The organism is Mesobacillus subterraneus, assembly GCF_003937825.1.
Lineage (GTDB): Bacteria > Bacillota > Bacilli > Bacillales > Cytobacillaceae > Mesobacillus > Mesobacillus subterraneus.
In genome coordinates this window covers 127,464-152,456 of sequence record NZ_RSFW01000014.1, presented here as the reverse complement: position 1 = coordinate 152,456, position 24,993 = coordinate 127,464, and the positions used below count along the sequence as shown (strand labels likewise).

25 protein-coding genes and 1 pseudogene are annotated in these 24,993 nt (G+C 47.3%); 13 read left to right on the top strand and 13 right to left on the bottom strand.

Translation table 11 applies throughout. The annotated features are described in order from the left end of the window. The first annotated feature begins 299 nt into the window (after positions 1-299). Complete coding sequence (locus EJA10_RS12780) at positions 300-1,631, top strand: polysaccharide biosynthesis protein (RefSeq protein ID WP_125480394.1); 1,332 nt, start codon at positions 300-302, stop codon at positions 1,629-1,631. Between the two features lie 73 nt (positions 1,632-1,704). Then, positions 1,705-2,130 (top strand): DUF1284 domain-containing protein, encoded by a 426-nt coding sequence (locus EJA10_RS12775; RefSeq protein ID WP_125480570.1) that lies wholly within the window; start codon positions 1,705-1,707, stop codon positions 2,128-2,130. An 8-nt stretch (positions 2,131-2,138) separates the two neighbouring features. Here EJA10_RS12775 and EJA10_RS12770 read toward each other — a convergent pair whose 3' ends face one another. Further along, on the bottom strand, positions 2,139-2,798 hold the full coding sequence (locus EJA10_RS12770; protein ID WP_125480393.1) for a TrkA C-terminal domain-containing protein: 660 nt from the start codon (positions 2,796-2,798) through the stop codon (positions 2,139-2,141). A 90-nt stretch (positions 2,799-2,888) separates the two neighbouring features. Beyond that, positions 2,889-3,155 carry a hypothetical protein gene (locus EJA10_RS12765; RefSeq protein ID WP_125480392.1) on the bottom strand — a complete coding sequence of 89 codons (267 nt, stop codon included), beginning with the start codon at positions 3,153-3,155 and terminating at the stop codon, positions 2,889-2,891. A gap of 246 nt (positions 3,156-3,401) precedes the next feature. Between EJA10_RS12765 and EJA10_RS12760 the strand changes: the two genes are divergently transcribed. Beyond that, a complete protein-coding gene (locus tag EJA10_RS12760) occupies positions 3,402-4,340 on the top strand; it encodes a magnesium transporter CorA family protein (protein ID WP_125480391.1) in 939 nt (312 codons plus the stop codon). A gap of 52 nt (positions 4,341-4,392) precedes the next feature. Here the strand turns inward: EJA10_RS12760 and EJA10_RS12755 are convergent, their stop codons facing one another. From EJA10_RS12755 to EJA10_RS12740, 4 genes are all read right to left on the bottom strand, one after another. Continuing rightward, positions 4,393-4,725 carry a DUF3243 domain-containing protein gene (locus EJA10_RS12755; RefSeq protein ID WP_125480390.1) on the bottom strand — a complete coding sequence of 111 codons (333 nt, stop codon included), beginning with the start codon at positions 4,723-4,725 and terminating at the stop codon, positions 4,393-4,395. Between the two features lie 740 nt (positions 4,726-5,465). After that, entirely contained in the window at positions 5,466-6,101 is a 636-nt protein-coding gene (locus EJA10_RS12750) for a Bax inhibitor-1/YccA family protein (RefSeq protein ID WP_125480389.1), read from the bottom strand. A gap of 65 nt (positions 6,102-6,166) precedes the next feature. Beyond that, positions 6,167-6,535: a large-conductance mechanosensitive channel protein MscL gene (gene mscL, locus EJA10_RS12745; protein ID WP_125480388.1), complete on the bottom strand. Its 369-nt coding sequence runs from the start codon at positions 6,533-6,535 to the stop codon at positions 6,167-6,169. 148 nt (positions 6,536-6,683) lie between these two features. Further along, positions 6,684-8,183 (bottom strand): response regulator transcription factor, encoded by a 1,500-nt coding sequence (locus EJA10_RS12740; RefSeq protein WP_125480387.1) that lies wholly within the window; start codon positions 8,181-8,183, stop codon positions 6,684-6,686. Between the two features lie 213 nt (positions 8,184-8,396). Here EJA10_RS12740 and EJA10_RS12735 point away from each other — a divergent pair, with 213 nt between their 5' ends. The 3 genes from EJA10_RS12735 to EJA10_RS12725 are packed head-to-tail and all read left to right on the top strand — an operon-like array spanning position 8,397 to position 10,731. Next, positions 8,397-8,969 (top strand): DUF6230 family protein, encoded by a 573-nt coding sequence (locus EJA10_RS12735; RefSeq protein WP_125480386.1) that lies wholly within the window; start codon positions 8,397-8,399, stop codon positions 8,967-8,969. A gap of 15 nt (positions 8,970-8,984) precedes the next feature. Continuing rightward, positions 8,985-9,377 carry a DUF6114 domain-containing protein gene (locus tag EJA10_RS12730; RefSeq protein ID WP_125480385.1) on the top strand — a complete coding sequence of 131 codons (393 nt, stop codon included), beginning with the start codon at positions 8,985-8,987 and terminating at the stop codon, positions 9,375-9,377. 13 nt (positions 9,378-9,390) lie between these two features. Continuing rightward, the gene (locus EJA10_RS12725; protein WP_125480384.1) at positions 9,391-10,731 is read left to right on the top strand and encodes a hypothetical protein; all 1,341 of its coding nucleotides are present in this window, start codon (positions 9,391-9,393) and stop codon (positions 10,729-10,731) included. Positions 10,732-10,770: 39 nt separating this feature from the next. Here the strand turns inward: EJA10_RS12725 and EJA10_RS12720 are convergent, their stop codons facing one another. From EJA10_RS12720 to EJA10_RS12705, 4 genes are all read right to left on the bottom strand, one after another. Further along, positions 10,771-11,043, bottom strand: coding sequence for an acylphosphatase (locus EJA10_RS12720; protein WP_125480383.1), 273 nt, complete (start codon positions 11,041-11,043; stop codon positions 10,771-10,773). 519 nt (positions 11,044-11,562) lie between these two features. Next, a complete protein-coding gene (locus tag EJA10_RS12715) occupies positions 11,563-12,795 on the bottom strand; it encodes an aminopeptidase (protein ID WP_125480382.1) in 1,233 nt (410 codons plus the stop codon). Positions 12,796-13,317: 522 nt separating this feature from the next. Then, on the bottom strand, positions 13,318-14,586 hold the full coding sequence (locus tag EJA10_RS12710; RefSeq protein ID WP_125480381.1) for an MDR family MFS transporter: 1,269 nt from the start codon (positions 14,584-14,586) through the stop codon (positions 13,318-13,320). A 263-nt stretch (positions 14,587-14,849) separates the two neighbouring features. Then, complete coding sequence (locus EJA10_RS12705; protein ID WP_125480380.1) at positions 14,850-16,943, bottom strand: DNA topoisomerase III; 2,094 nt, start codon at positions 16,941-16,943, stop codon at positions 14,850-14,852. 85 nt (positions 16,944-17,028) lie between these two features. Between EJA10_RS12705 and EJA10_RS23785 the strand changes: the two are divergent. The 3 genes and pseudogenes from EJA10_RS23785 to EJA10_RS12695 form a co-directional block, all read left to right on the top strand. Next, positions 17,029-17,460, top strand: a pseudogene (locus tag EJA10_RS23785) (NUDIX hydrolase); the annotation flags it as partial. Further along, positions 17,446-17,928, top strand: coding sequence for a GNAT family N-acetyltransferase (locus EJA10_RS12700; RefSeq protein WP_425462095.1), 483 nt, complete (start codon positions 17,446-17,448; stop codon positions 17,926-17,928). The pseudogene EJA10_RS23785 and the gene EJA10_RS12700, both read left to right, overlap by 15 nt. A gap of 52 nt (positions 17,929-17,980) precedes the next feature. Next, entirely contained in the window at positions 17,981-18,391 is a 411-nt protein-coding gene (locus EJA10_RS12695) for an NUDIX hydrolase (RefSeq protein ID WP_342773918.1), read from the top strand. 90 nt (positions 18,392-18,481) lie between these two features. On the opposite strand, the gene EJA10_RS12690 is transcribed toward EJA10_RS12695, so the two are convergent. Next, complete coding sequence (locus tag EJA10_RS12690; RefSeq protein WP_125480379.1) at positions 18,482-18,796, bottom strand: YbjQ family protein; 315 nt, start codon at positions 18,794-18,796, stop codon at positions 18,482-18,484. A 126-nt stretch (positions 18,797-18,922) separates the two neighbouring features. Further along, the gene (locus EJA10_RS23365) at positions 18,923-19,087 is read right to left on the bottom strand and encodes a hypothetical protein (RefSeq protein WP_170169129.1); all 165 of its coding nucleotides are present in this window, start codon (positions 19,085-19,087) and stop codon (positions 18,923-18,925) included. A gap of 113 nt (positions 19,088-19,200) precedes the next feature. Between EJA10_RS23365 and EJA10_RS12680 the strand changes: the two genes are divergently transcribed. The 3 genes from EJA10_RS12680 to cydB all read left to right on the top strand — a co-directional run bounded on the left by EJA10_RS12680 (position 19,201) and on the right by cydB (position 22,362). Further along, entirely contained in the window at positions 19,201-19,812 is a 612-nt protein-coding gene (locus EJA10_RS12680) for a peroxiredoxin (protein ID WP_246017778.1), read from the top strand. Between the two features lie 179 nt (positions 19,813-19,991). Continuing rightward, entirely contained in the window at positions 19,992-21,344 is a 1,353-nt protein-coding gene (locus EJA10_RS12675; RefSeq protein WP_125480376.1) for a cytochrome ubiquinol oxidase subunit I, read from the top strand. After that, positions 21,334-22,362, top strand: coding sequence for a cytochrome d ubiquinol oxidase subunit II (cydB, locus tag EJA10_RS12670; RefSeq protein WP_125480375.1), 1,029 nt, complete (start codon positions 21,334-21,336; stop codon positions 22,360-22,362). The genes EJA10_RS12675 and cydB overlap by 11 nt, the downstream gene beginning before the upstream one ends. A gap of 244 nt (positions 22,363-22,606) precedes the next feature. On the opposite strand, the gene EJA10_RS12665 is transcribed toward cydB, so the two are convergent. Then, a complete protein-coding gene (locus EJA10_RS12665; RefSeq protein WP_125480374.1) occupies positions 22,607-24,421 on the bottom strand; it encodes a solute:sodium symporter family transporter in 1,815 nt (604 codons plus the stop codon). A 175-nt stretch (positions 24,422-24,596) separates the two neighbouring features. Here EJA10_RS12665 and EJA10_RS12660 point away from each other — a divergent pair, with 175 nt between their 5' ends. Continuing rightward, on the top strand, positions 24,597-24,971 hold the full coding sequence (locus EJA10_RS12660) for a DnaJ family domain-containing protein (protein WP_125480373.1): 375 nt from the start codon (positions 24,597-24,599) through the stop codon (positions 24,969-24,971). Positions 24,972-24,993 lie beyond the last annotated feature (22 nt).

Sequence of the window (24,993 nt, the reverse complement as noted above, 5' to 3'; positions counted from 1 at the left end):
CAGAGAGGGAGAACTGCTCAGTAAGCAGCTCTTCCTTTTTTTCTGGAAAAAATCAAGGGGAATTTCCAATTCGCTATAAAATTGCGATTTTCGCTATAAAAAATTTGAAAATCGCTATAAAAAAGAATTTTTCGCTATAAAAATAAGATTTTCGCTATAAAAACGAAAAAATCGCTATGAAAGCGAACCGCCAACGAAAAAATCATCCCCAAACTCCTGATTTGCACATTTTCTTAATATTGTCCGGACTTGTCTCATATGTTTATAGGAGTAAATGAGACAGGATTGGGAGAGAAGCTATGAATACATTTTTAAAAGGGATGACTGTCCTTGTGATTGCGACTTTTTTTGCGGAAGTGGTGGAGTTCCTGGTCAATATGATCCTGGCGAGGGAGCTTGGCGAAAGCGGGATGGGGCATTACATGACGATTTTGCCGACGATTTTCCTGATCATGATGCTGGCCAGCTTCGAGCTGCCGGTTTCGATTTCGAAAATGATCGCTGAGAAGGACGAGTCGTACCATAGAAGCATGATTCGGCATGCTGTCAGGATGGCGCTGGTTTTTACGGCCGTCCTGGTGATTGGCGCTGCCATTGTGCTTCCAATCATTCCTGTTTTCAATGATTATCATCCGCTGATGAAGTGGGTGGTGCTCGCTCTCATCCCGGTCATGACGATTTCCGCGATAGCCCGGGGATTTTTTATGGGAAAACAGGAGATGGGAAGGATTGCCGTCTCTCATTTCCTGCGGAGAGCTGTCCAGCTTGCCCTTCTGACAGCTGTTTTTCAGTTTTTTGAATTCGGCAGTGAAACTGCTCTCCTTGTGGCCTTCTGTACGCTGGCAGGAAGCGAGCTTGTTGTGTTCCTTTATTTATTGCATTATTTCTTCATGTCATATCAAAAAATCAAGCGTGTCCCCGGAAAGCCTGTCAGCGGGCATGAGGTGAGGAGAAACCTGGTGGCGGTATCCGTGCCTACGACAGGGCTGCGGATTTTCCACTCGCTGACACATGCCGTCCAGCCATTCTTAATAAAATTTGCCATCGTAAGCGCAGGCTTGTCCACGGAAATGGCGACAGAACAATTTGGGATGATGGCGGGAATCGCCATGACAATAGGTTTCTTTCCAGCCTTTATCGCGCACTCGTTCTTGATCATCCTGATTCCGACGGTTTCGAAGGCATATGCAGAGAAGGAATTCGCGAAGCTGCAGAAATTGCTTCAGCAGGTGATGCTGCTGACGTTCCTTTATGGATTGCCTGCCGTAACGGCGTTCTATTTTCTGGCTGAGCCTTTGACGACCAGGTTTTTTCACTCGGAACAGGCTGCGGTTTATTTGCAGCTGCTTGCGCCGTACTTCCTGTTCCATTATTTCACGATTCCGATGCAGGCCTACTTGATCGGCCTTGGGCTGGTGAAGGATGCATTCATCCACTCTGTTTACGCAACCGTGGTCACCTTTTCACTGATCTATCTGATTGGCTCGCGGCCGGAATGGGGCATGGAGGGAGTCATCATTGGCATGAATACCGGCAGCCTGGTGATTCTATTTCTCCATTATCTGACGATCTGCAAAAAAATCGGCATCACCTGGATGGCAAAAAGGACCATTCGAAACCCGCGGTATTAAAAGGAATTTCAATAGCTGTGCAGAAATAGTATAGCAGGACAATTTTTTCAGGAGTGATCAAGTGGAAAAAGTAATGCGCGGGCACCATCTCCTGTGTGTGCATGGATTCAGGGGAATGGGCTACAGCCCGGAGTTTGTCAGGAAGATGGAAAGCATTGTCGAGGGTATTCGAGATCCCGATCAGGACTTTTACATAAAGGTCGTTGCGGCGTTTGATGACGCCTGCATGGCTTGCCCTCATCGGGGACGCGAAATCTGTGAGGCGAGCGAAGGCTCGAATGAGCACGTGCTGTCTATGGACGGCAAGGTCATTCACCACCTGGGTCTCGTTCCAGGGGAAAGCTATTTAAAATCAGACTTGCTGAAAATGACCGCGGAAAAAGTGAAGCCAGATGACTTGGAGTATTTGTGTAAAAATTGTTCGTGGCTGTCATACGGCGTTTGCAAGGAAGGCATTGCCCAACTTCGCGAAAATAAAAGATGCCTGTCCCTGAGCTAGTCATTGGGTCAGGCATCTTTAAATTTTTCCTCGATCAATGGGTCATTGCCATAGACAACCAGCCGGTCACCTGGGTCAATTTCGGTATGGTAGGCTTTTTTTCTGATATTGATGTCGCCTCTTTTAATGAACAGAAGCATGAGGTCGTCTCCTTTATCGATGATTTCATCGAACGTTTTCCCGGCGAATCGGGAGTCTTCAGTAATGGAGATCTCCCTGACCTCATCCTCATCGTCCATTAGCAGCACATCTTTGATCGGGAGGTCCGCCAGCTCATAATTCTCCTCCATTTCACCCTTCATTTTCTTCTCCATGAGTTTCTGGGTGGAAGGGGCCCTGAGAATCAACAGCAACACCAGCAGACCTCCTGCGATATAGGCAATCTCCATCGTAAAGAAATTATCAGCCAGTAAGTTGCTGATTGCCGAAATGATCACGGCAAGCGAGAACGCCCCGAACAGGATCAAAAAAGCCCCAAGCTTTCTCCGGACAGGATGGTCGATGATCAACTCGGATTCTCCTGTAGTAAAACCAGTGCCTGTCAGCATGGAAATAACCTGGAACCGGGCGATTTTTCGATCAAGGCCGGTTGCCACAAAGATGCTAGTATTGATTTCAATTACGGTAAAAACGATGAACAAATAGATAAAGATAAAAAGAATACCCAATGATTCCAGCCTCCCTCGCACTTGATAGTATTTGTTTTCGAGGGGTGAAATAAACACAAAGAGACCGGGGAAGGCATTCCCCGGACCGGCTTATTGATGTTGAAGATTCTCGTTGTAATAGTTGACCCCGTACATTGCGCCTTCGCTGACCATCTTGTTGTCTTCAAGGTCCATTGGGTCAGGGTTACCGGCCTTCTGCACCGGGATGACATCTGGTTTGGACGGCATGATTTTTTCTTTTGCCTGCATTGCCATATCTGTCAGTTTTGCTTTATTTTCAGGTTTCATTGCCATCCATAGTGCTGCAGCACCGACACCTAGCATGACTGCAGATTTCATTGATCCATTCTTTTGCATTTTAAGTCCCTCCTATTTTTTACACTTTATACAAGGTCCTTCTTATAAAAGGCCTTTTAAAGTGCTTAGAGGCTTTGAAGCGATTTGTGATCTGCCTCGTATTATCTTGTTTACCCGCTGCATCCTCCTGAAAAACCTTTTAAATCTGGAAGGATTGCCAAGTATTGAATGGGAGTTTTAAAAAGCGGCAAAAGGGAAGAGTAAGAGGTAAAAGGCAATTTTAAAGAACGGAAGGATCTGAATCCTATGCAATATACATTCAATCAGGACCAATGGGCTTGGTATGACTTCAAAGAAGGCCAGGAAGTCGAATTAAAGGGGCTGTTGGAAAAATTCCCGGCCTGTCACAGCTGGTATGAAGACGTCAAAGAAAATAAATCGAATTTCCTTGAACTTAATACACAGACGAGAGGGAAGGAGTATATTTGGGGTTCCTTAGTGTATCAGCAGGATATTGACAAAAAGGAAGATAAGAAAGTCTTCCATTTTTATATCTCAAAAGAATTTTTCATTACATTCAACTTTGATTTCAATATCCCCGAATCAGACAAAGCCGGGGTGCATGGACAAATGGAACAGGCGGAAGATGGAGTTGAAGGCTTCTTCGTCTTGTTAGGAGAAATCTTATTAAGCTATCTGAATCGAATTGATGGGTATGAGGAAAATCTCCATGAATTGTTGTGGAAAATGAAAGAGCGCAATAACCTTCAATTGCTTGAAAAAGTATATGAGAATCGGCATGAGCTTTTGGTTTGGAAGAACCTTCTCATCCCGATTACAGAACTAAAATTCATAGCGCGAGAGGCATATGGTGAGGAAATCAGGAAGAAGCCGGAATACAGCCGGGTCGATACCCGGGTAAACAGGGCGAGAATGCTGATCGAGGAATACCAGCAGGAGATCGATACGATGATTCGCCTCGAGGAAGTGGTCTCCACCCATCGGGGAAATGAAATCATGAAAACCCTGACGGTCATGACCGTATTGTTCACGCCCGTCATGGCATGGGGAGCCCTGTGGGGAATGAACTTTAAGATCATGCCGGAACTTGAATGGCAGCTTGGCTATTTGTTTGCAGGTATATTGATCCTTGTTTCGACCCTCGGCCTATATCTCTATTTGAGAAAAAAAGGCTGGATGGGGGATATCCTCAAAGGGAAGAAGAAAGACTCTTTTTTCGAATAAGAACACAGAGAAAAATCGCCCAGTCAATGGGCGATTTTTTGTATGGATATGTTTATTCAGCCAGTTTGACCAGCATATGTGCCAGCGCGTGCTGTTCTTCCTTTGTGCCGACCTTCCACAACTCCTGAAGCAATTGCTCTTCTTTATTGCGCGGTGTCACCTTTTCTGCAAGGTAATCAGCTACTTTTTCAGCCGTTTTGGCAAGCTGTTCCTCACTTAATCCAGCCGTCCTGCCAAGCTGGATGCGCTTGCTCAAATAGTTTCGGAACTCATTGAAGTCGCCAAGAATCTCATCGGCCTGCTGCGTGTCCATGCGGTCAAGCGTTTCTTCCACTTTGCTAGTATCGACGTCACCATCTTTATGAATCATATGATCTTTTTCCATGAGATTACCTCCTTGAGAATGATAGTAATTACATATCCGCTGCGGGAATCTTGTAAACCTGGGAGAGCAGATTGGAAAATGAAGAAGCGTTTATATGTAGAGCGCTTTTCATATAAGGCAAGCTTCCTTCTCCTTAAAAACTACTTAATGATTCTGCTGAGAACTTAAAAAAGGTGCGGGCCACCGGGCCTGCACCTTTTTTAAGTCCGACATACGGACGATGGGAGGAGTATTCAGTTTTGCTATTCAATTTGCTCACTGGGGTAAATCGATCTTAAATGTATCGATTTAAGACCAGCGTGCCTTGAGACAGCAACGCAAATCTTCCTCCGCTTGCATAGCCAATGACGTATTCCGAAGTCGCCGTGAAGTCTTTCAACTTAACCAGTCCCTTCCTTACTAGTATTGGCCTTGCTCAAATCCTGCGGACATTTTAGAGGAGTGTTCTGCTTGTGCTATCCAAATAATCACTGGGACGAATCGATTTTAAGTCCATCGATTCAAGACCAGCGTGCCTTGAGACAGCAGCGCAAATCTTCCTCCGGGTGCTAAGCCAATGACAGATTCTGAAGTCGCCGTAAAGTTTTTCAACTTAACCAGTCCCTTCTTTATTTTGTATTGGCCTTGCACTATACATATACCCGGATGAAATAACTGAAAACTTCATAAACTTCATTAAAAGTTGGTATTTTGGCCAAAAAATGGAAGATGCAAAAAGGCAGCCAATCGGCCGCCTTTCTTTAATCCCTATTCGATAATACGCCCAGGAAACGCAGGATGTACAGGAACAGATTGATAAAGTCCAGATAGAGATTCAACGCCATCAATGGGACTTCCTCTTCACTTACGCCATAATGCTTCATTCGATTGAAATCAAATAGTACATAGCCACTGAAAACGAGTATGCCAATGAAAGAATAGGCTAACATTCCTGTCGAAGAGAGCGGCCAGATCCAGTTGAAGATCCCTACGGCAATCAGCGCCAGCAATGCTGCCATCAGCATGCCGCCAAGGAAACTGAGGTCGCGTTTTGTCTTCGTCGCGTAAATCGCGAGGCCCGTGAATACGACCGTCGTCGCCCCAAGCGCATTGATGACCACATTGCCGCCAACAGTTGCGACATAATGAGCGATCACCGGATACATCGTCATTCCGGAGATGAAGGTAAAGACATATAAGAAAGTATAAGTGATTGCCTTTCTTTTTCGTAAAAAGAAAATGGCAATCAGCATTCCGACTTCAATGATGACAAGCGGCAGGAACAAAGCAGGCGGGACGAAAACGCCCAGCATTGTGCCAATGAATGCGATGGCCAGAGACATCGCGAATGTGCGCATCACCGATGGCATCATGCTTTTTTCTGAATAAGCGTACATGTATGGGTCACCTCATAAAAATATTTGTTTATTTATACGGGTGACAGGACCAGCAGGTTTCATTTTTAGATGGAATTCTTCTCTTTTAATAAATCGCGGATTTCCATCAATAGTTCTTCTTTTGCATCAGGTACAGGTTCTGCTGGCTGTGCCTCTTCTTTTTTACGGTAGGAGCTGATGATCCTGATGAAAATGAAAATAGCAAAGGCCGTAATGAAAAAGTCGATGATTGTCTGGATAAATGCGCCATATTTTAACGTTTTGTATGTAAGCTCCGAAAAATCTCCTCCAAATGAGACCAGCCCGACAATCGGCATGATGATGTCATCAACCAGCGAGGAAACGATTTTCCCGAAAGCCGCCCCGATGATGACCCCGACTGCGAGATCAAGGACATTGCCTTTAAAGGCGAATTTCTTGAATTCATTCCACATTAAGTAAGTACCCCCTAAAAATGATATCCCTTCTATTTTGTGAGATAACACAGTAAAAAGCAATAGGACCCGCGTAAACGGGGCCTGGGGAGAAGTTTTTGTAAGATGAAAGACCTTATCTGCTTTCAGACAGAATGCTTTCCAATGCTTACTGAATCAGCCTCATTTTCAAAGCTTTGACCGCAGCATCGGTCCTGTTTTTGGCATCGAGCTTCTGGATGATCGCCGAGATGTAGTCTCGGACTGTATAGCTGCTGAGATGCAGGTTCTCGGCTGCCTCATTGATGGAAGCTCCCTCGGCAATCAGCTTGAGGACTTCCCGCTCGCGGATGGTCAGCAAAGTGCGCTGGACACCGTAAAGCTGGACGGCATCCTCATAATATTGGTGGAGCAGCTCGCCTCCATACTGGCCGAATTTGATGAGGGCGGTGAGCGTCTGATTGTTGACGGTGAAAGCCTGATTCTCTCCGCGGTCAAGCAAGGCCAGTCCAATGAGTTTATTTTCTGCAGGTACATAGATGGGCAGGACCACAACTGATTTCAGGCTGTATTCACGCACGTATTTTTCCGGGAAAATGTCGGAAGCATTCTCGATGAAGATAGGCTTCGAGTGGCTGAAATGCTTTAAATACTTGGTGAGCAGCGGAAATTCAGCGATGCTTTCTTTAATATGCTGGACTGAACCTGTAGTGACATTGTGGGCGTGAACCCCGACACCGCTATGCTCGCCAGGTGAATAAATGAACAGGGCGCAGCGTGTAAAAGGCAGATAATCAACAAGTCCCTGGGTAATCATTTTGACGGCATCCGTCGCACTTTGCGAATGGATCAGGCGCTGCTGGAACAGCAGGGTGGCGTCCTTCCATTCAAGCTCGCTCTCCAGGTGATTCAGCTTCATCTGCTTCAAATACATTTTCCGCAGCATGTCTTTTTGCTCTTTCGTCACTGTTTCTCCATGCTCCTTCACACAAAGCATCAACGTTTCTGTCACACAGGGGACGGTGATGATTTGGAGTTGCTCCTGGCCAGGCGACAGCAGCCGGGAAAGGGCGATCGATAAGTCCTCCGGGCGGTCGGCATGAAGGCCTTCGCACATGGTGATGATCTGCTCATTTGTTTTCGTTTTATCTGCACACACCACTTTGCTCACTTTGAATTGTGATTTGTCATGGCGGATGACAGCAAGCCAATTGCTGGGCACCGTCCGCAAACCGAGCATCGTCCGCAGCCATTTATCGTCCTGGTACTCCAGCTGCTGCGTGCGCAGGACCTTGTCAAGAATTCTTGTGAAAAACACCTGTACTGCCTGGTGTTCCAGGAAGCTCGCATTCCTTTTTTTCAAAACTTTATGGAACAGATTCTCTATGGCACTTACTAAAAAAATCGCATCAAAATCATCAACGAATTCGGGATGGCGTTTTTGCCATTTCAGGACCAAGGAAAGGATGAAATCATTCGAAGATTCAATCGCCGGCCGGCCAAGATGATGGAAGCCGAAAACAATCATCTGCTCAAAATCGATGACAAGCTCATTTTGCCATGCCTTCAGTTCCTTTTTAAAAATAGACCATTCTTTAAGAAAGGGTTTCTCGCATTCTTTCAACAGCCGTAACCCTCTCATCGCCAAATCCTCAATTTTATGTTCCATCAGGAAGCCTCCACTCTCAGATTCTGGTAAAATATTATTCGTTTAAATATTCAGATTTTTGTCCGTCCACCAGCGTATACCCCGACAGTTTACGGGGTTAACACTATGCTAACGATATTTTTCGCGGTTGTAAGCTTGATTTGCTGAAGATAACTTATAAGGTAGCAATGTATTTTTGAATTTTAAAAATATTTCTTAATGGAGGTGGCTTCCTTGAACGGAGCTGTCGTAATGGAAAGCAAGACGAACAAAAAGGTGTTTTGGGGCGCCCTCGCGTCAGGGCTGCTCGCGCTGGGCATTTTGCTGGTCTCATTCGGTTTGTCAGGTGTTGCCTATGCGGTACCCATTGCCGGTGTAGGAGATTTCTATGTTGAATTCGATAAGCTTGAAGGGGAAGGCTATCAATTTTATCCGAAGCTGGGTGAAACGAGCAGCTCAGATGCAGCACCGCAGGGAACGAATATCATTGAAAAACTCACGATTGATAACCTGCAATTGTACAAGGATTTTCAGGTGGGCGGGGAATGGATCCGGGTGAAGATCCAGGCTTCCAAGCCAGTACAGATTTCCGGCCTGCAGCATTATGCCGGACTGATCGAAGCGAATGCGAAGTTCCAGAACCTTGTGCTTGAAGAAAACAACAGTACAGACTGGACAAAGCAGTTCCAGCAGACTTCCAGCACTATCATCCTGGAAAACGCAAAACTGAAGACGCATTACCTCTTCCAGGAAACCATCAATATGAATGGCATGAAATTGACTGTGGAAAAAATCGATAAGAAATAAGCGGGGTGGCAAGTGATGGTATTTAAAAAGTGGAGACATACACGGCCATTTTTCGGCGCGATTTTGACAATTGTCAGCGGGCTGATGATCTTATGGGTGCCGCTGAACCTTTACCTCAGCACCTTTCTTCCTGGCTCCGTAGCGGTCATCGGATTGCTGTTCGGGGGGCTGATCACTTTGTTGGGGCTGATGTCCATATTTTTGCCAAGTGCCTCTAAAGCGCTCGGGATCATCGTCATATTCCTGTCGATCCTCTCGGTGATCGGGGCATTGGGCGGTTTTCTGTTCGGGACGATTTTCGGTATTATCGGCGGCGCATTGCTGACAGCATGGAGGGTCGTGCCGGCAGAGGAAGCAGCGTCCTCACCTCGTTCAGACGCAGCAGCTCAGCCTGCCAAAACAGGGTAAAGGGGAGAAAAAATTGAAACATACCAGACTGGTAAAATACAAGATTTTATTGCTCGGCTTGAGCATACAGCTGGCATTTTTGTCCTTGCTGCCCTTTATCCATCATGGTGAGGCTGCCAGTCTTGATGCGGACGGCTTCATCATCGAGGCAGACAGGGTGGAAGGCGAGAATATGAAGGCGATGATTGTTGCCGGTGAGACATCAAGCTCCCACGCAAAGCCGATGCTGCGGATTACCTATGACTCTGCAAAAATATATGGAATGAGGCTGACCAAACAATTTCAGACGCCCGGCGGTAGTGTCAGCCTGACAATGAAGGCAAGCGGCCCGGTCCAGATCAAAGGGATGCAGGTGGATGCAAGTGCGATTTCATTCAAGGGAGCATGCCTCCATGCCGGAAAAGTGATTCCAAACGCCGCCCTTGAAGGCGTGAACATGGTTGCCCATTCGATGAACGCAGCCAACAGCTCACTTGACCAGTTGCAGCTGCAGACGGTCAATGGCAATGGCGGCATACAAAAACCAGGACCCTTGAAAATATTACAGGACCTAAGCTCGCTCCCACTTGAGCAAATGAAGAAAGAAATCGAAAAGCTCACCGCGGGGCAGCTCCCGCTAACCTGTGAAGGCGCCGGCGGGGAAGACGGGGAGGAGGATACGGCCGGTGTTGTTATCGATCCGGCTGAAGATGTGGCAGATTCCGTAACAGAACCAATCGATGAAACGATAGGGAAGGTAACCGATCCGCTTGAAGGGGAAATTGGTAAAGTAACCGACCCGCTGGAGGACACGATTGGCAAGGTGACCGACCCGCTGGAGGAGACAATCGGCAAGTTAACCGACCCATTGAAAGATACGATCGGCAAAGTAACTGACCCGCTGAAGGATACCGTTAGTAAGGTGACCGCGCCGGTGAAGGAAACGGTCGAGAAAGTGACGGAGCCAGTGAAGGGTACTGTTGGCAAGGTGACTGAACCTGTACAGGAAACTGCCAAGAAAACAGTCGATACTGCAAAAACAGTAACAGAGCCAGTCGTGGAGCCGGTCAAGAAAACGGTCGATAAAACCGCCAAAACATCATGCGATAAGCTTGCCATCGCCCAAGGCGAAATCACGAAGGAGCTTGCGCTGGAGCTGATTGACCAGGCGCTGGAAGAGGATAAGCTGCTGAAGGAGCTGTGCCCAACAGATGCGACTCTGACCAGCCAGCTTGAGAAACTGACCGAAGGCCTGCTCGATTCCCTTGGATTGCTGTCATTGCTCGGGTTGAAGCCAAGCGAGGAAGAACAGTTGAAGAAAATGAAGCAGGCACTTTTAAAAGAACCGGATGGGACGATCATCAAAATAAAATGATCATAGAATATAAGAAAGGCAGAGGGAGTCCTCTGCCTTTTAGTATTTTATTGCAAAAGATTTGAAGGTTTCCGTCTTTTCCGTTTCGTTGACTTCAATATGGTCAACGGTCGAAAATGGATTGCCTCTTCGCACCTCATCAATGAATTTTTCAAGATCGGCATGAGCACCAGAAGCCAGAATCTCGACGCCTCCATCCTGCCGGTTCCTCACCCAGCCGGTGATTCCAAACTGGATCGCCTTCATCTGTGTATAATACCGGTATCCTACACCCTGAACTTCACCTGACACAATGATCTGTAACTGGACCAAGACGTCGCCCCCAGATAAACAATGATATCTTTATACATGATTGATAACTCCATTATAGCACACGAAACTAGGGCGGATAAGGGAATTTACCAGGAAGCGTATTCATTATGCGTAACGAGTAGAAAGCTGCCAAACGGTAAAGGCCGAGGCACTGTGAACAAGCAATAGGCAAATATATGGAAAGCCGTAGAACGTGAATCAAAACCATTTAATTACGGTTTTTTAGCGTATGTGTTTAGAACCGAGGTTGGAGCTTTGAGCTCTTGAAATTCCAACGGGGAAGATCCGGGCTTCAACGGGGAATAAAATGTCTCCAAAGGGGAATAACCGCAGCGCAACGGGGAATAAAATGTCTCCAACGGGGAATATCCGCAGCGCAACGGGGAATAAATCGCCTTCAACGGGGAATATCCGCAGCACGGGAGGTCATAAACTCCAAAATTCATATAAAACGCACCCTATAATGGTAAAAAAAGAACCAGCCGAACGAAATGTCCGGCTGGCATGGTTCAAATTCGATTAAAGTGCCCAGTCTCCGTTGCGGAATACTGGTTCAGCAGTTCCGTCTGCCGAGATGCCGTCGATGTCCATTTTATCGGAACCAATCATGAAGTCGACGTGCGTGATGCTTTCGTTCAGGCCGTTTTCAGCAAGTTCTTCGGAAGACATGGTCTTGCCGCCTTCTACGCAGAATGCATAGGCGCTGCCGATTGCGAAGTGATTTGAAGCATTCTCGTCAAATAGTGTGTTAAAGAACAGCACGTTTGACTGGGAAATTGGTGAGTTGAATGGAACAAGAGCTACTTCACCAAGGTAGTGTGAACCTTCATCAGTCGCTACGAGCTGCTTCAGGATTTCTTTGCCTTCTTCGGCTTCAACACCGACGATTTTTCCATTTTCAAAAGTAAGCTTGAAATTGTCAATAATGTTGCCGCCGTAGCTTAATGGTTTTGTGCTTGAAACATAGCCGTTTACACCATTTTTGGACGGAACAGAGAAGACCTCTTCTGTCGGCATATTCGCCATGAAGGAGTGGCCCTGCTCGTTCACGCTGCCGGCACCAACCCAGATATGCTTTTCAGGAAGCTCGACAGTCAAATCTGTGCCCGGAGCTTTATAGTGAAGCTTCTTGTAGCGCTTGCTGTTCAGGTAGTCTACTTTTTCATGCAGGGAAGCATCGTGTTCCTTCCAAGCTGCAACTGGATCTTCCGTATCGACACGAACTGCCTTGAAAATCGCATCCCAGAGCTTCTGTACAGCTGTTTCAACACTGTCCTCAGGGAAGACCATCTTGGCCCATCCTTCAGAAGGAGCCGCGATGACTGTCCAGCTGACCTTATCGGATTGTATGTATTTACGGTATTTAGAAAGGGCAGTTCCTGCAGCTTTCTGGAAGTTTGCGATACGCTCAGACTTGACTCCTTTTAGCAGGTTCGGGCTTGAAGATACGATTGACATGAAAGCCGCACCGTTCTCTGCCAGTTCTTCGACTTCACGAGCACGCCATTCTGGATACTCGTTAAAAGCCTCGTCAGGTGCCAGGTCGTACTTGGTTCTGTTCACGACATCGTCAGTCCAGTTCACGACAACATTTTTAGCGCCGGCTTCATACGCTTTTTTCACAATCGCACGCACCAATTCAGCTGAATCAAGTGTCGTATTGATCGCAAGCGTCTGGCCCTCCTGGATATTCACGCCAACCTTGACAGCTAGGTCTGCGTATTTCTCTAAATTCGTTTTGAAATCACTCATCAATTTCGCCCCTTTTCTGAATCTTCTTTTATATTGTAACCACTTTATAGGAAAAAAGAAACTGAATACATTCGACTGTGACAGACAGCAAAGGTCAATATGTCTAGAATTTCCAGCCTGTTAAACTGGTATTTAAAATAAGAGAATTTATCAACAAATCTACGTTGTTTCGTTCGGAAATTGCAAAGTTAAATTTTAGGCTCTATTAAATTTGGCTGTTGATTTCCGTTCCAGACGCGTCGCTTTCCGCGGGGCTGGCGCTGAGCCTCCTCGCCGCCGTTGGCGTCTGCGGGGTCTCAGCTGTCCAGCTGATCCCGCAGGAGTCTACGCGCCTTCCACTACAATCAACAGGTATTAATATCAACATTGTACTTTAACAGAATTTAAAAAAATCCATGCAGATTAGGCAGCTGCATGGATTTTATATCAGATGAATTGAATAGGTAAACCAAGATATCGACCACGGCTATTGATATATCGGCGGATTTTCCATTATATCGGCCAACTTCAATTTCCACAGCCTTAAACCCCGGCAGCCTTCCGGTTTTCATACATCCTGAACATGATCCAGAACAGCACCGCGCTTAAAATGGCGAGGATGCTCAGGATGGTGAAGGTCCAGCCGTAGCCGATCCAGACGGTGAGCGGGATGCTGATTGGCGCGATCGTCCTGCCGATGGTGTAGCGCAGGGAGGCGGCTGCAAAGTATTGGCCGCGCATATGCTCGGGTGCCAGGTTGGAGATGAAGGTTTGCTGCAGGCCGGCTGTCATCAGTTCAGCGAGTGTGAACACAGCCATGGCGGCAATCAAGCCCCAGATCCAGTTTGTCGCACCGAACATCAAAATCGAAATCGCATAAATCAGCGACGACAATACGAACACGTTCCGCTCACGGAAGCGTGTGACCCATTTCGTCACAGCAACAGTGAAGATGGCAACGAGCAATCCATTTTCCGAAAGGATCAAACCGAATGCCTGCTCGCCGTTCACGGTGAATGCCTTGCTGCCGAGTTCAAGCACCGTCTGATTGTGGACGGTATCCTTTGTGTAAACAGGGAATAACAGATCAAGCTGCATGAACGTCTGAGCCGCCAAAATCCCTGCGACGATAAACAGAAGGAACACTTTATCCTGAACAATGACTTTATAATCGGCAAGTTGTTTTATCAGAAAATCGTACCATTTCCCGCCCTCAGCACGTGCCTGCTTCGCCGCAGGAGGGACGGTTTCGCGCGTCCATTTTGCGAGTACGAGCGAAAGCAGGATGGAGATGATGGCGACGGCGATCATCAATTCAAACCTGTATTTCACATAAAAAATCGCTCCGAGAATCGGGCCGACGACAACGGCAATATTGATTGAAGTATAAAAAATCGCAAACACGCTGCTCCGGTCTTTTTCAGGAACGACATCGGCGACCATCGCCTGGCTTGCAGGCCAGTAGATCGAGCCGAACACCCCGACGAGGGCAAAGCAGATAAAACCGAGCATCGGAGAGGTGTACCAAGGAGACACCGCATAGGCGAACACCAGGAAGGCGATGCCCTGGCCGAAAGCAGAAATGACCATCATCCGTTTGCGCCCGAAGCGGTCAGCGGTATAGCCGCCAAGCAGGTTTGCGAAAACAGAGAATACCTGTGAAAAAATCAGCAGGAAACCGGCCTTATCCTTGCCAAAGCTCTCGGCAAAATAAATCGTTAAAAACGGGAAAAACATCCAAAAAGTTATATTCATCAAAGCCTCGCCAAACAGGCGAATCTTCAGGTTCCGATCCCAATCCCTAATCCTCATGATGCTTCTCCTTTTATCTCTAAATGACAACCAACGAATATCATACTACTTCGCAGAAATAGTTTACAACAAAAATCCTTCAACAAAAAAAGCGGCACGAGGGCCGCTTTTTCCATTGTCTTCGAAATTATAAAATATCAATTTGTGGATAAGTATAATACAGCACCAGCGCCTAGCCCCTCGGGTCATAAGCCGCTCCTCTGTGGTGGCGGGAAGATGCCTCCTCGCGGGTTGTCATATGCCTGTCGGGGCTGACCGAGTTTTTAATCTTTATCTTCCATCGCTGCTTTCAGCAAATCGCCGAGGCTTGTTCCGAAATTGGAATCGGATGGTGAGTATTTTTCCTTGAGTTTGCGCTCCTCGCGCTTGGAGACGCCTTTTTTCTTATCCTCTGCTTTTTCGACGACATTGCATGGTCGGCATTGGAAGTACGCGCCTGCCTTGCCGTTGTGGATTTCCATCCGTTTGCGGCATTGAGGGCAGCGGCGCTGGGACAGCTTTGGATCCTTGTGCTTGCGGAAACTGCATTCCGGGCTTGAGCAGACAAGGATACGTCCTTCTTTCGTTTTCCGTTCCTTCATGAACTCCCCGCACTCCGGACATTTGGAGCCGGTAAGGTTATGGGCACGGTACGTTTTATCGCTCGTCTTGATTTCCGACACGAGGCGGGCAGTCTGCTCGCGGATTCGTTTTTTGAAGGCTTTAGGGTCACCCTTGCCGCGGGCGATCTCCTCAAGTTCCTTTTCCCATTTTGCCGTCAGTTCAGGAGAAGTAAGTTCCTCATTTACGAGATCGATAAGCTGCTTGCCTTTTTTCGTTGGATACAATCGCCCGTTCTGGCGCTCGACCACTTCAGATGAAATCAATCGTTCGATAATTTCCGCCCGTGTCGCCGGTGTGCCGAGACCGAATTTCTCCATTTTAGCGAGAATATCAGATTCAGACAGACGAAGCGGCGGCTCAGTCATCTTTTTATTCAGAGTAACCTGGCCGACAGCATAGCTTTTTCCTTTTTCCAGATGTCCTAGTGACTGCCTGGCTGCATCGTCCTCGTCTTTGCCAAGGACCTTTTTAAAGCCAAGTTCAAGGATGTTTGTTTCCCGGGCAGATAAGGATTCGCCTTCCACTAAGAAGTTTGCGTGGAGAACCTCATATTGATAGGCCGGGTAAAATAAAGCCAGGAACCTGCGGACGATCAGGTCATACAGCTTCCGTTCATCCGGAGACAAGTCTGCCAGGTGAAGACGTTCCTCTGTCGGAATGATCGCGTGGTGGTCGGTTACTTTTTCATTATTGAACACACGGCGCGCCTGCACTTTCCCTTTTTGCGCCAGCGCCGGCTTCGCTTCATCCCGGTAGCCGGACATGATGCCCTGAAGGCGGTCAGCCATCGTCGCTTCCATATCGGTCGTCAAATAACGGGAATCCGTCCGCGGGTAGGTAACGAGCTTGTGCTGCTCATACAAGCCCTGCAGGACATTGGACGTTTTCTTCGCCGAAAAACCGAACCGTTTGTTGGCGTCACGCTGCAGCTCTGTCAGGTCGTAAGGCAGCGGCTGTGGTTCGGTTTTCTGTTTGCGGTCCAGTGACTTAAGCTCTGCTTTTTTATTTGAAAGCTTTTTCTGGATGTCTTCCGCTTTTTCTTTTGAAAAAATCCGCTTCTCACCGTTATGCTCCCATTCGGCATTCAACGAGCCGACCTTCGCCTGGATAGTCCAGTAATCCTTCGGCACGAACTTGTTGATTTCATCCTCGCGTTCCAAAATCATCGCCAGTGTCGGTGTCTGTACACGTCCTGCGGATAAAGGATCCTTGTATTTCGTGGTCAGGGCACGGGAAACATTCAAACCGATCAGCCAGTCAGCTTCCGCACGGCAGACAGCAGACTCATACAGGTCTTCAAACTGTTTGCCAGGCTTGAGGTTTTTAAAACCGTCCTTTATGGCGCGGTCTGTCTGCGAAGAAATCCACAGTCGCTTGATTGGCTTGCGCCAGTTGATGCGCTGAAGGATCCATCTGGCAACAAGTTCACCCTCGCGTCCTGCATCCGTCGCGATGATGAATTCGCCGACATCTTTGCGCTCAGCCAGATGCTCGACCGCCTTGAATTGGTGGCTCGTCTGCTTGATGACCTTCAGCCCCATTTTATCAGGAATGATCGGCAGCTCCTCAAGACGCCAAACCTTATATTTAGGATCATAGTTTTCTGGCATCTTCAACTCGATCAGATGGCCGAGAGCCCAGGTGACAATGTATTGATTGCCTTCAAAATAACTTTTATGCGTTTTATTGCAGCCAAGTACACGCGCCAGCTCGCGGGCCACGCTTGGTTTTTCTGCAAGTACCAATGATTTCATGATTGCTCCTTTCAAAACACCACAGTTTTGCTTATGCTTTACTTAGTATAATAGAAAAAAGCGATTTTTTGTAATGGGGGAGACGATGAGCGATTATATTAAAGAAATTCGGGGCCTGATCGGCAGACGGCCGTTCATTCTCGTTGGCTCTGCAGTACTGGTTTTCAATCAGCAACACGAGGTACTGCTGCAGCTGCGGTCAGATACTGGCAAGTGGGGAATTCCGGGTGGGGCGATGGAGCCTGGTGAAAGCTTTGAACAAACTGCCAAGAGGGAGCTATTAGAGGAAACAGGGCTTCATCTCGGGAACTTGAAATTTTTGGATGTGCTCGCGGGAGAAGAGTATTATTTTCAATATCCAAACGGTGATGAGATTTATAATGCGATCGCTTTGTACGCATGCGAAGACTGGGAAGGGAATCTGCAAATGCTGGATGGCGAAAGCAGGGAATTACGCTTCTTCCCATTGGACCATCTGCCTCCGTTACAGGGCAGGCCGGAATTGATTTTAAGCAAGATTAAACAATACGGTATTTTGCCTGAATTCAGGGAAATCCGCCTGAACGAAATCCAGGATGCAGCTGAAGTCCTCGCTCTGCAACAAAAAGCATACAAAGTAGAAGCAGAGCTGATCGGTACAGAGGAAATTCCTCCGTTAAAAGAAACCTTTGAACAGCTGCAGAATTGCGGCGAAACCTTCATCGGCTGCTACATCAGCGGCAGGCTCGCGGGTGCGGTGTCTTTTAAAAAAGAGGAAACCATGCTCGATATCCACCGGGTCATGGTCCATCCAGACTTTTTCCGAAAAGGAATTGCTGAGAAGTTGATCGCAAAACTAGAAAAACAAAAATACACCCAAATCATCGTCTCAACAGGCGCAGCCAACACCCCAGCAATAAACCTTTACCAAAAGCTCGGCTTCCAACGACAAGAAGACACAATCGTCGAAAATGGACTCGTCATCGCTAACTTTAAGAAAACATAGGGACGGTTCTACTGTTTCAATCATTTCGATAAAGGAAGGATAAGTTGTCAAAATGAATGTGGAGAATAAAATCGTTGTGGTCGTAAAAGGGGTTATATTACATAAGGGAAGAGTGCTCCTCCTCAGGCGTTCTGCTGAAGATGTGACTGGTGCAGGCACGTGGGAAAAGGTTGGGGGCAAAATCGAATTCGGGGAAGAACTCGATGAGGCACTTGCACGGGAAATCCTCGAAGAAACCGGGTTGAATGTGAAAGTGGAGAAGATTCTTTACGCGACCACCTTTAAGACCAATCCAACCAGGCAGGTTGTCCTGCTGACATATATGTGCAGGAGTGAAAGTGCATCAATCCGGCTTTCGGAAGAGCACTCTGAATACTGCTGGGCCAAGCTCGATGAATTGAAACGGTTATTGCTGAAGAAATCATCCTGGATTTCGAACAGAATGATGTGTTTTCTACCCTAAAACATGAAAACGGTTCTTGTGTTTATCTCGGTAATTAAAACACAAGAACCGTCCCTCTGTTTTTCCAAAAACAGGAGAACCGTCCCCCTGTTATTTAACGTATACTGCTGTGCCTGTGGCGATGCACATCATCATGCCTTCGCGGAGTGTTTCGAAGTCAAGGTCGACGCCGACGACGGCGTTTGCGCCCATTCGGCGTGCTTTGTCTTCCATTTCGCGTATCGCGATTTCACGGCCTTCTGCGAGTTTGTTTTCATAAGCTGAGCTTCGGCCGCCAATCACATCGGTGACGCTTGCCAGAAAGTCACGGACGACATTCGCGCCCATGATCGCTTCGCCGGATACAATCCCCATGTACTTCTCGATTTCTTTTCCTTGCAATGTTGGTGTTGTGGATACAATCATTCTCTTATTCCTCCCCGTTTTTTATGTAAGCTGTGAATAAACTGTGTATAACAATATATACGATACCCGTCACGAAAAGTTTCACCCAAAAAAGAACCTGGCAAAACAATGCCAGGTCCTTGCCAGTTATACTTCGTCTTCCTCTACACGGTTTTTGAATGCTTCCTGGACGACCAGGAATTCCTCGTCCTCCTGCGCTTCGGTCTCAGGGCGCTTCGCTTTCAAAGCTCCTGATGGCAAGTCTCCAGGATGGCCTTTTTTCTTGTGGTTGAACTCTTTGCCTCTGCCCATTCATGAACCCTCCTTTCTTGTCCACAGTAGTTTTTCCTGATGGAACCTGAAATATAAACAATTAACTGCATATGATTTATAGACACCAATTTTACGAAAGGAGGGCGGCGGCAATGGATGAAAAATTGTACGCAGAGGACTTATCGCAATGCCCGACTGTTTTTTGTGCGACAAGAGATGATCAGGCTCCATTATTCACAGCGGATGCGGTGATCAATGGGGATATCAGAAAAATCAACCTGGAGGAGTACCGCGGCAAGTGGGTCATTTTATTTTTCTACCCTAGTGATTTTACCTTTGTTTGACCGACTGAATTGGCGGCGGTCGCCGCTGTTTATCCTTATATAAAAGCACTAAATGCAGAGATTTTGTCAATCAGCACAGACAGTGCATTTTCCCACAAGGTTTTCAAGGAAACTTCTCCATCGCTGAAAAATGTCACCTTCCCGATGGTCAGCGACAGAACCCATGTTATCAGCCGCGCTTACAGGGTGCTGGATGAAAATATAGGGGCAGCCTTCAGGGCCTCAGTGTTCATTGATCCAGAAGGGGTAATCAGGGCGAAACTGGTTTACCCGGGCAATGTCGGCCGGAATCTTCCTGAGCATGTCAGGATGCTGCAGGCCTTCGAGTATGCAAAGCAAACAGGCAAGGGAGTCCCGGCAAACTGGGTGCCGGGCCAGGAGGGAATTAGCACGGACCCCTCCAATATTGGCAATATTTAAAAGAAGCAGGTCCGTTTCCGGGCCTGTTTTTCTTTGTCTGTGATACCAATCACAGTTAAAGGATAAATTTGTCACAAAATATCTACATAAATCTTCGATATCACTCACGAAGTTTTTTTAAAATAGAATTATCATTATGTTAACTATTTCACAAACTAATTATTTAGGAGGAACCGAAAATGGATGAGGTCCTGTTATTAAGCCGGATCCAGTTTGCTGTCACCGTGTTCTATCATTTTCTATTTGTGCCATTGACACTTGGGCTTGTCATTCTCGTCGCCATCATGGAAACGAAATATGCCCGCACGCTTGACGTAACCTACAAGCGGATGGCGGATTACTGGGGAAAACTCTTCGCGATCAATTTCGTGCTTGGCGTCATTACCGGCATCACGATGGAATTCCAGTTTGGCACGAACTGGTCTGAGTACTCGAAGTATATGGGCGATATATTTGGCTCGCCGCTTGCGATTGAAGCACTGGTGGCTTTTTTCCTTGAATCGACGTTCATGGGAATCTGGCTGTTCGGAAAGGATAAGTTTTCGCCTAAGCTCAGGGCGTTTTCCATCTGGATGGTCGCACTGGGCACCAATATTTCCGCGTTGTGGATCATAACGGCCAATGGCTTCATGCAAAACCCGGTCGGCTATGTCCTGAAAAATGGGCGGGTTGAGCTCGATAACTTCTGGGAGCTTGTGACCAACCCTTATGCCTGGTACATGTTCGTTCATACTGTCGTGAGTGCCTATATCGTCGGAGCCTTCTTTATGATGGCCATAAGCGCTTATCATCTTTTGCGTAAAAATGAAACCTCATTTTATAAAAAGTCGTTCAAGTATGGTCTGGCAATGGCGTTGTTCTCAGCGACGCTGACACCATTCATCGGCCACCAGTCCGGCGTGTTCGCAGCAAAAATGCAGCCGGCAAAGGGTGCAGCAATGGAGGCAGTCTGGGAAACCCAAAAGGATATGCCATTCCACCTCATCCAGATTCCGGACCAGGAGAACGAGCGAAATGCATTTGAAGCGATCAGCATCCCGAGGCTCGGCAGCTTTTTCTACACCAATTCTTTTGATGGGGAAGTCATAGGTCTGAAGGATATCCCACAGGATGAACGTCCAAATGTGGAGCTGGTCTTTTACGCGTTCAGGGTGATGGTCGCGCTCGGAGTCTTCTTCCTGGCCGTCTCCTGGTACGGCCTTTACCTTTACCGGAAAAATAATTTGGAGAACTCGCCCCGCTACTTAAAGCTTGTTCTCTATTCGGTCCTGCTGCCGTATATCGCAATCAATGCCGGCTGGATGGTCGCAGAAGCAGGAAGACAGCCATGGGTTGTTTACGGGCTGATGAAAACGGCAGAAGGCGTTTCGCCAATCGCCCTGTCCCAGGTGATCTTCTCAATGGCATCCCTGGTCATTTTCTATACCGTATTATTGATTGCGGATGTGTACCTGATCATTAAGTATGCGAAAAAAGGGCCTGAATCAGAGGTTCAATTTGGCGTTGGAGGAGGCGTGAAGCATGTCTCATGATACACTTGCGATCATTTGGTTCGGCCTATGGGGCTTGATCTGGACGGTTTACTTCATTCTTGATGGATACACGCTTGGAACGGGTATGCTGTTCCCGTTCATTGCGAAAAACCGTCAGGAGCGCAATCAGCTTCAGGAGGCGGTCGGTCCCTTCTGGGGAGGCAATGAAGTTTGGCTGATCACCGCGGGAGGGGCGACATTCGCGGCGTTCCCGTCAGTCTATGCCGATATGTTCAGCTTTTTATATACACCATTATTCCTCGTGCTCATCGCCCTGTTCATCCGGGCAATCGGGCTCGAATTCATGCATAAGGACGACAATCTAATCTGGCAGGCAGCCTGCAAATGGGGATTTTTCACAGGCAGTTTTCTGATCGCTTTCCTATTCGGGGTGACCTTCGCCAATCTGTACCGGGGTCTGCTGATCGGCGCCAATGGCTATGAAGGCAATCTGTTCAGCCTCTTGAACGGATACGGAATCCTCGGAGGCCTGTTGTTCGTTTCCTTATTCCTGTTGTCAGGGTCATTATGGATCCAATTGAAAACAGCCGGACAAACGGCCACCCGTGCCTATCGCTTCTCCCGTATTCTAGCGGGAGTGGCACCAGCGATGCTGTCACTGTTTTTCATGGCTACCGTCAATCGGACCCCGCTGCTCGATAACTATTCAGAGCAGCCGGTCCTCTGGGTCGTGCCAGTACTGACTTTGGCCGCCATGCTGCTCACTGCATTCTTTATTTTTAAAAAGAAGATCGGCTATGCCTTCACAGCCGTATGCGTGACGATTTTCACAAAAATGGCCTTCGGCTTCGTCGGCATGTTCCCAAACATGCTTCCATCGAGAATCGACAGCGCCTATAGCGTCACTCTGTTCGATGCCGCCGGAAGCAAGCTGAACCTGACCATCATGTTCATCGTCGCCATCGTCTTCGTGCCAATCATCATCGCCTACCAATCGTGGAGCTACACACTCTTCAAGGAAAAAATCGTAAAAGAAACCGCAAAAGGATATCAATGAAAAAAGGCGTCTGGGTGTGTCCAGGCGCTTTTCCATTTTCTGAGGAAGTAAACGAGTTCTGATTTTCACTTTCAAGGAATTGGACAGGCCATTACTGAAGGCTGCAGACTCCAAATGCCTAGTTAAATAGCATAGGTAAGGGCAGACGCAAAAAGGAATGACCAAATTCCTTTGGAGGAATCCTGATGAATCCGGAAATAAACAAAAGAGACCTACCAGCACGCTGATAGGTCTCAATATCAAATCAATATTCTGTCGTGGTCGGCTTAAGCTTTGTTCGTGGAGTTGTCCTTCCCTTATCCGCTTTGACGGCATTTTCTTTTTGTAAATATCCGGCATAGGCTTTGTTCCACTTTTTAACCGCCAAATAGGAAAGCCCGACTGTGACTAAAAGGATTCCGGCAATAATCGGCCAGAATGCTGACGATACATACCCGCCTGCATACGCCAATCCGATTGGCGAGAACGTGACATAGATGACTGCTACTAGTGCCAGCAGCACAATCGATACTGGCAATGAGTATTTCCATGGCACCATGTCGACGGCTGCGTCGGAATGGAATGTGTATGGCTTGGCTGTTGGCTTCCAGAAGCCGATGACAATCATGATTGCCACTTCAACGACAAATAAAATAGCGTAAATGTGGATGAAGTGGATCGGTACCGCGTAATCAAACAGGTGCTGTGTTCCCCAGACGAGCATATAATACGTGATGACATGGAAGATGATTACGAATTTGGCTGCAAGCGCCGGTACTCGTTTGGTGAAGATTCCGACGAGCAAGATAACGATGATCGGGATGTTGAAGAAGCCTGTGAATCTTCTGATCAAGTCCCATAGCCCTTCCGGTGCGTTCATCAGCAGCGGAGCAATGCATAAAGAAGCAACGGCCAGCAATGTGCCAGCTATTTTGCTGATGGAAATCAATTTTTGATCATCCGCTTTAGGGTTGAAGCGTGCTTTATATATATCAAGCGCAAACATGGTTGCTGCGCTGTTCAATAAGGAGTTAAATGAACTTAAGACGGCACCCAGCAGGACGGCCAGGAAGAAGCCGGACATCCAGGTTGGCAATACGTCGGAAATCAGCGCGGGATACGCAAGGTCGACTGACTTCAGCCCATCTCCGTACATATGGAACGCGATGACGCCGGGAATCATCATGGTCAGTGGAACTAATAGTTTGTAGAATCCAGAGATCAAGACACCTTTCTGGCCTTCGGCAAGGTTTTTCGCTCCTAATGTACGCTGGATTACATACTGGTTTGAAGCCCAGTAGAAAAGGTTAGCGAATATCATTCCGGTAAAAATGGTTCCGAATGGAACGGAATCTTGCTTCGTTCCGATCGAGTTCATTTTTTCCGTGTCCGTTGTAGCGATTTGTTTCATTCCATCGCCGATACTGCCATCCCCAAGAGCAATCAGCCCAAGGATTGGAACGAGCAGCCCAATGATAATCAAGCCGATGCCATTCAAAGTATCCGAAATCGCTACAGCTTTCAGTCCGCCGAAAATCGCATAGATGGCCCCGATGATGCCAATGAGCCAGATCACGATCCATACGGAAGCTTCATAAGAGATCCCGAACAATTCAGGAAAGTTGAACAGCTGCAACACAGCAAGCGCGCCAGAATAAAGCATCGATGGCGCGGTAACCAGAATGTATCCAAGCATGAACAGGAGGACGGTGTATTGTCTGACACCTTCATCGTATCGCTTGCTCAAGAATTCCGGAAGTGTCGTGAAATTGCCGCCGAGATACTTAGGCAGCAAATAAATCGCCATAATGATGATGGCAAAAGCGGCTGTTACCTCCCAGGCCATGTTTGATAGATTGGTTCGGTAGGCTTGTCCATTCAAGCCAACCAGCTGTTCTGCGGACAGATTTGTCAGAAGCAGCGATCCAGCAATGAATCCGCCGGTGAGGCCGCGCCCTGCAAGGAAATATCCCGCAGTATCGCTGACTTCTCCCTTCGTTTTTACATACGAATACCATGCGACCAGCCCCATGAAAAAGGCAGCCGAAAGCAAAGTGAATCCAATACCCCCAAAAATCATCTTTGTTGACACCCCTTGTTGTGTAATTTATTTACATATTAAATAGCCCGCTTGCTAACTTGCTAAACCTTTAAAGCGATAAAATGTTTATTCCAGTTTTTAAAATTAGAAAAAAATGGCTGTAAGTAATATACTAATAGTAGATATGCTGAATAATAGACCTGGGGGGATTCTGATGGATTTTTCAATGGTGGTTTCAGAGGATCGGATCAAGCGTGCGTATAAGGATGGGGAGTTTGAAAATTTGCCGGGATATGGGAAGCCTTTGAACCTTGAGGATTTGTCAGCGATACCCGAGGAATTGAGGATGGCATACAAGATGCTGCAAAACGCGGGTTTCTCTCCGGAAGAGCAAAAGCTGAGACAGGAAGTTATGTCGATCGAGGACCTGATCCGCACATGTGAGAATCCAGAAGAAAAAGACAGGCTCAACCAGGAACTAAGCCATAAACTGTTAAAGTACAATAAAATCATGTCCAGCAGGGGAGTGAAAACAAATTCCTCCCTGTTTAAGAACTACGAGCGGAAGATTGAGAAGAAGCTGCTCTAAAATTTATGAATGAAAAAGGGCC

Coding starts and splice junctions, on each gene's coding strand:
- EJA10_RS12780 (WP_125480394.1), top strand. CDS start 300: ATGAATACATTTTTAAAAGGGATGACTGTCCTTGTGATTGCGACTTTT.
- EJA10_RS12775 (WP_125480570.1), top strand. CDS start 1,705: ATGCGCGGGCACCATCTCCTGTGTGTGCATGGATTCAGGGGAATGGGC.
- EJA10_RS12765 (WP_125480392.1), bottom strand. CDS start 3,155: ATGCAAAAGAATGGATCAATGAAATCTGCAGTCATGCTAGGTGTCGGT.
- EJA10_RS12760 (WP_125480391.1), top strand. CDS start 3,402: ATGCAATATACATTCAATCAGGACCAATGGGCTTGGTATGACTTCAAA.
- EJA10_RS12755 (WP_125480390.1), bottom strand. CDS start 4,725: ATGGAAAAAGATCATATGATTCATAAAGATGGTGACGTCGATACTAGC.
- EJA10_RS12750 (WP_125480389.1), bottom strand. CDS start 6,101: ATGTACGCTTATTCAGAAAAAAGCATGATGCCATCGGTGATGCGCACA.
- mscL (WP_125480388.1), bottom strand. CDS start 6,535: ATGTGGAATGAATTCAAGAAATTCGCCTTTAAAGGCAATGTCCTTGAT.
- EJA10_RS12740 (WP_125480387.1), bottom strand. CDS start 8,183: ATGGAACATAAAATTGAGGATTTGGCGATGAGAGGGTTACGGCTGTTG.
- EJA10_RS12730 (WP_125480385.1), top strand. CDS start 8,985: ATGGTATTTAAAAAGTGGAGACATACACGGCCATTTTTCGGCGCGATT.
- EJA10_RS12715 (WP_125480382.1), bottom strand. CDS start 12,795: ATGAGTGATTTCAAAACGAATTTAGAGAAATACGCAGACCTAGCTGTC.
- EJA10_RS12710 (WP_125480381.1), bottom strand. CDS start 14,586: ATGAGGATTAGGGATTGGGATCGGAACCTGAAGATTCGCCTGTTTGGC.
- EJA10_RS12705 (WP_125480380.1), bottom strand. CDS start 16,943: ATGAAATCATTGGTACTTGCAGAAAAACCAAGCGTGGCCCGCGAGCTG.
- EJA10_RS12695 (WP_342773918.1), top strand. CDS start 17,981: ATGAATGTGGAGAATAAAATCGTTGTGGTCGTAAAAGGGGTTATATTA.
- EJA10_RS12690 (WP_125480379.1), bottom strand. CDS start 18,796: ATGATTGTATCCACAACACCAACATTGCAAGGAAAAGAAATCGAGAAG.
- EJA10_RS23365 (WP_170169129.1), bottom strand. CDS start 19,087: ATGGGCAGAGGCAAAGAGTTCAACCACAAGAAAAAAGGCCATCCTGGA.
- EJA10_RS12675 (WP_125480376.1), top strand. CDS start 19,992: ATGGATGAGGTCCTGTTATTAAGCCGGATCCAGTTTGCTGTCACCGTG.
- cydB (WP_125480375.1), top strand. CDS start 21,334: ATGTCTCATGATACACTTGCGATCATTTGGTTCGGCCTATGGGGCTTG.
- EJA10_RS12665 (WP_125480374.1), bottom strand. CDS start 24,421: ATGATTTTTGGGGGTATTGGATTCACTTTGCTTTCGGCTGCCTTTTTC.
- EJA10_RS12660 (WP_125480373.1), top strand. CDS start 24,597: ATGGATTTTTCAATGGTGGTTTCAGAGGATCGGATCAAGCGTGCGTAT.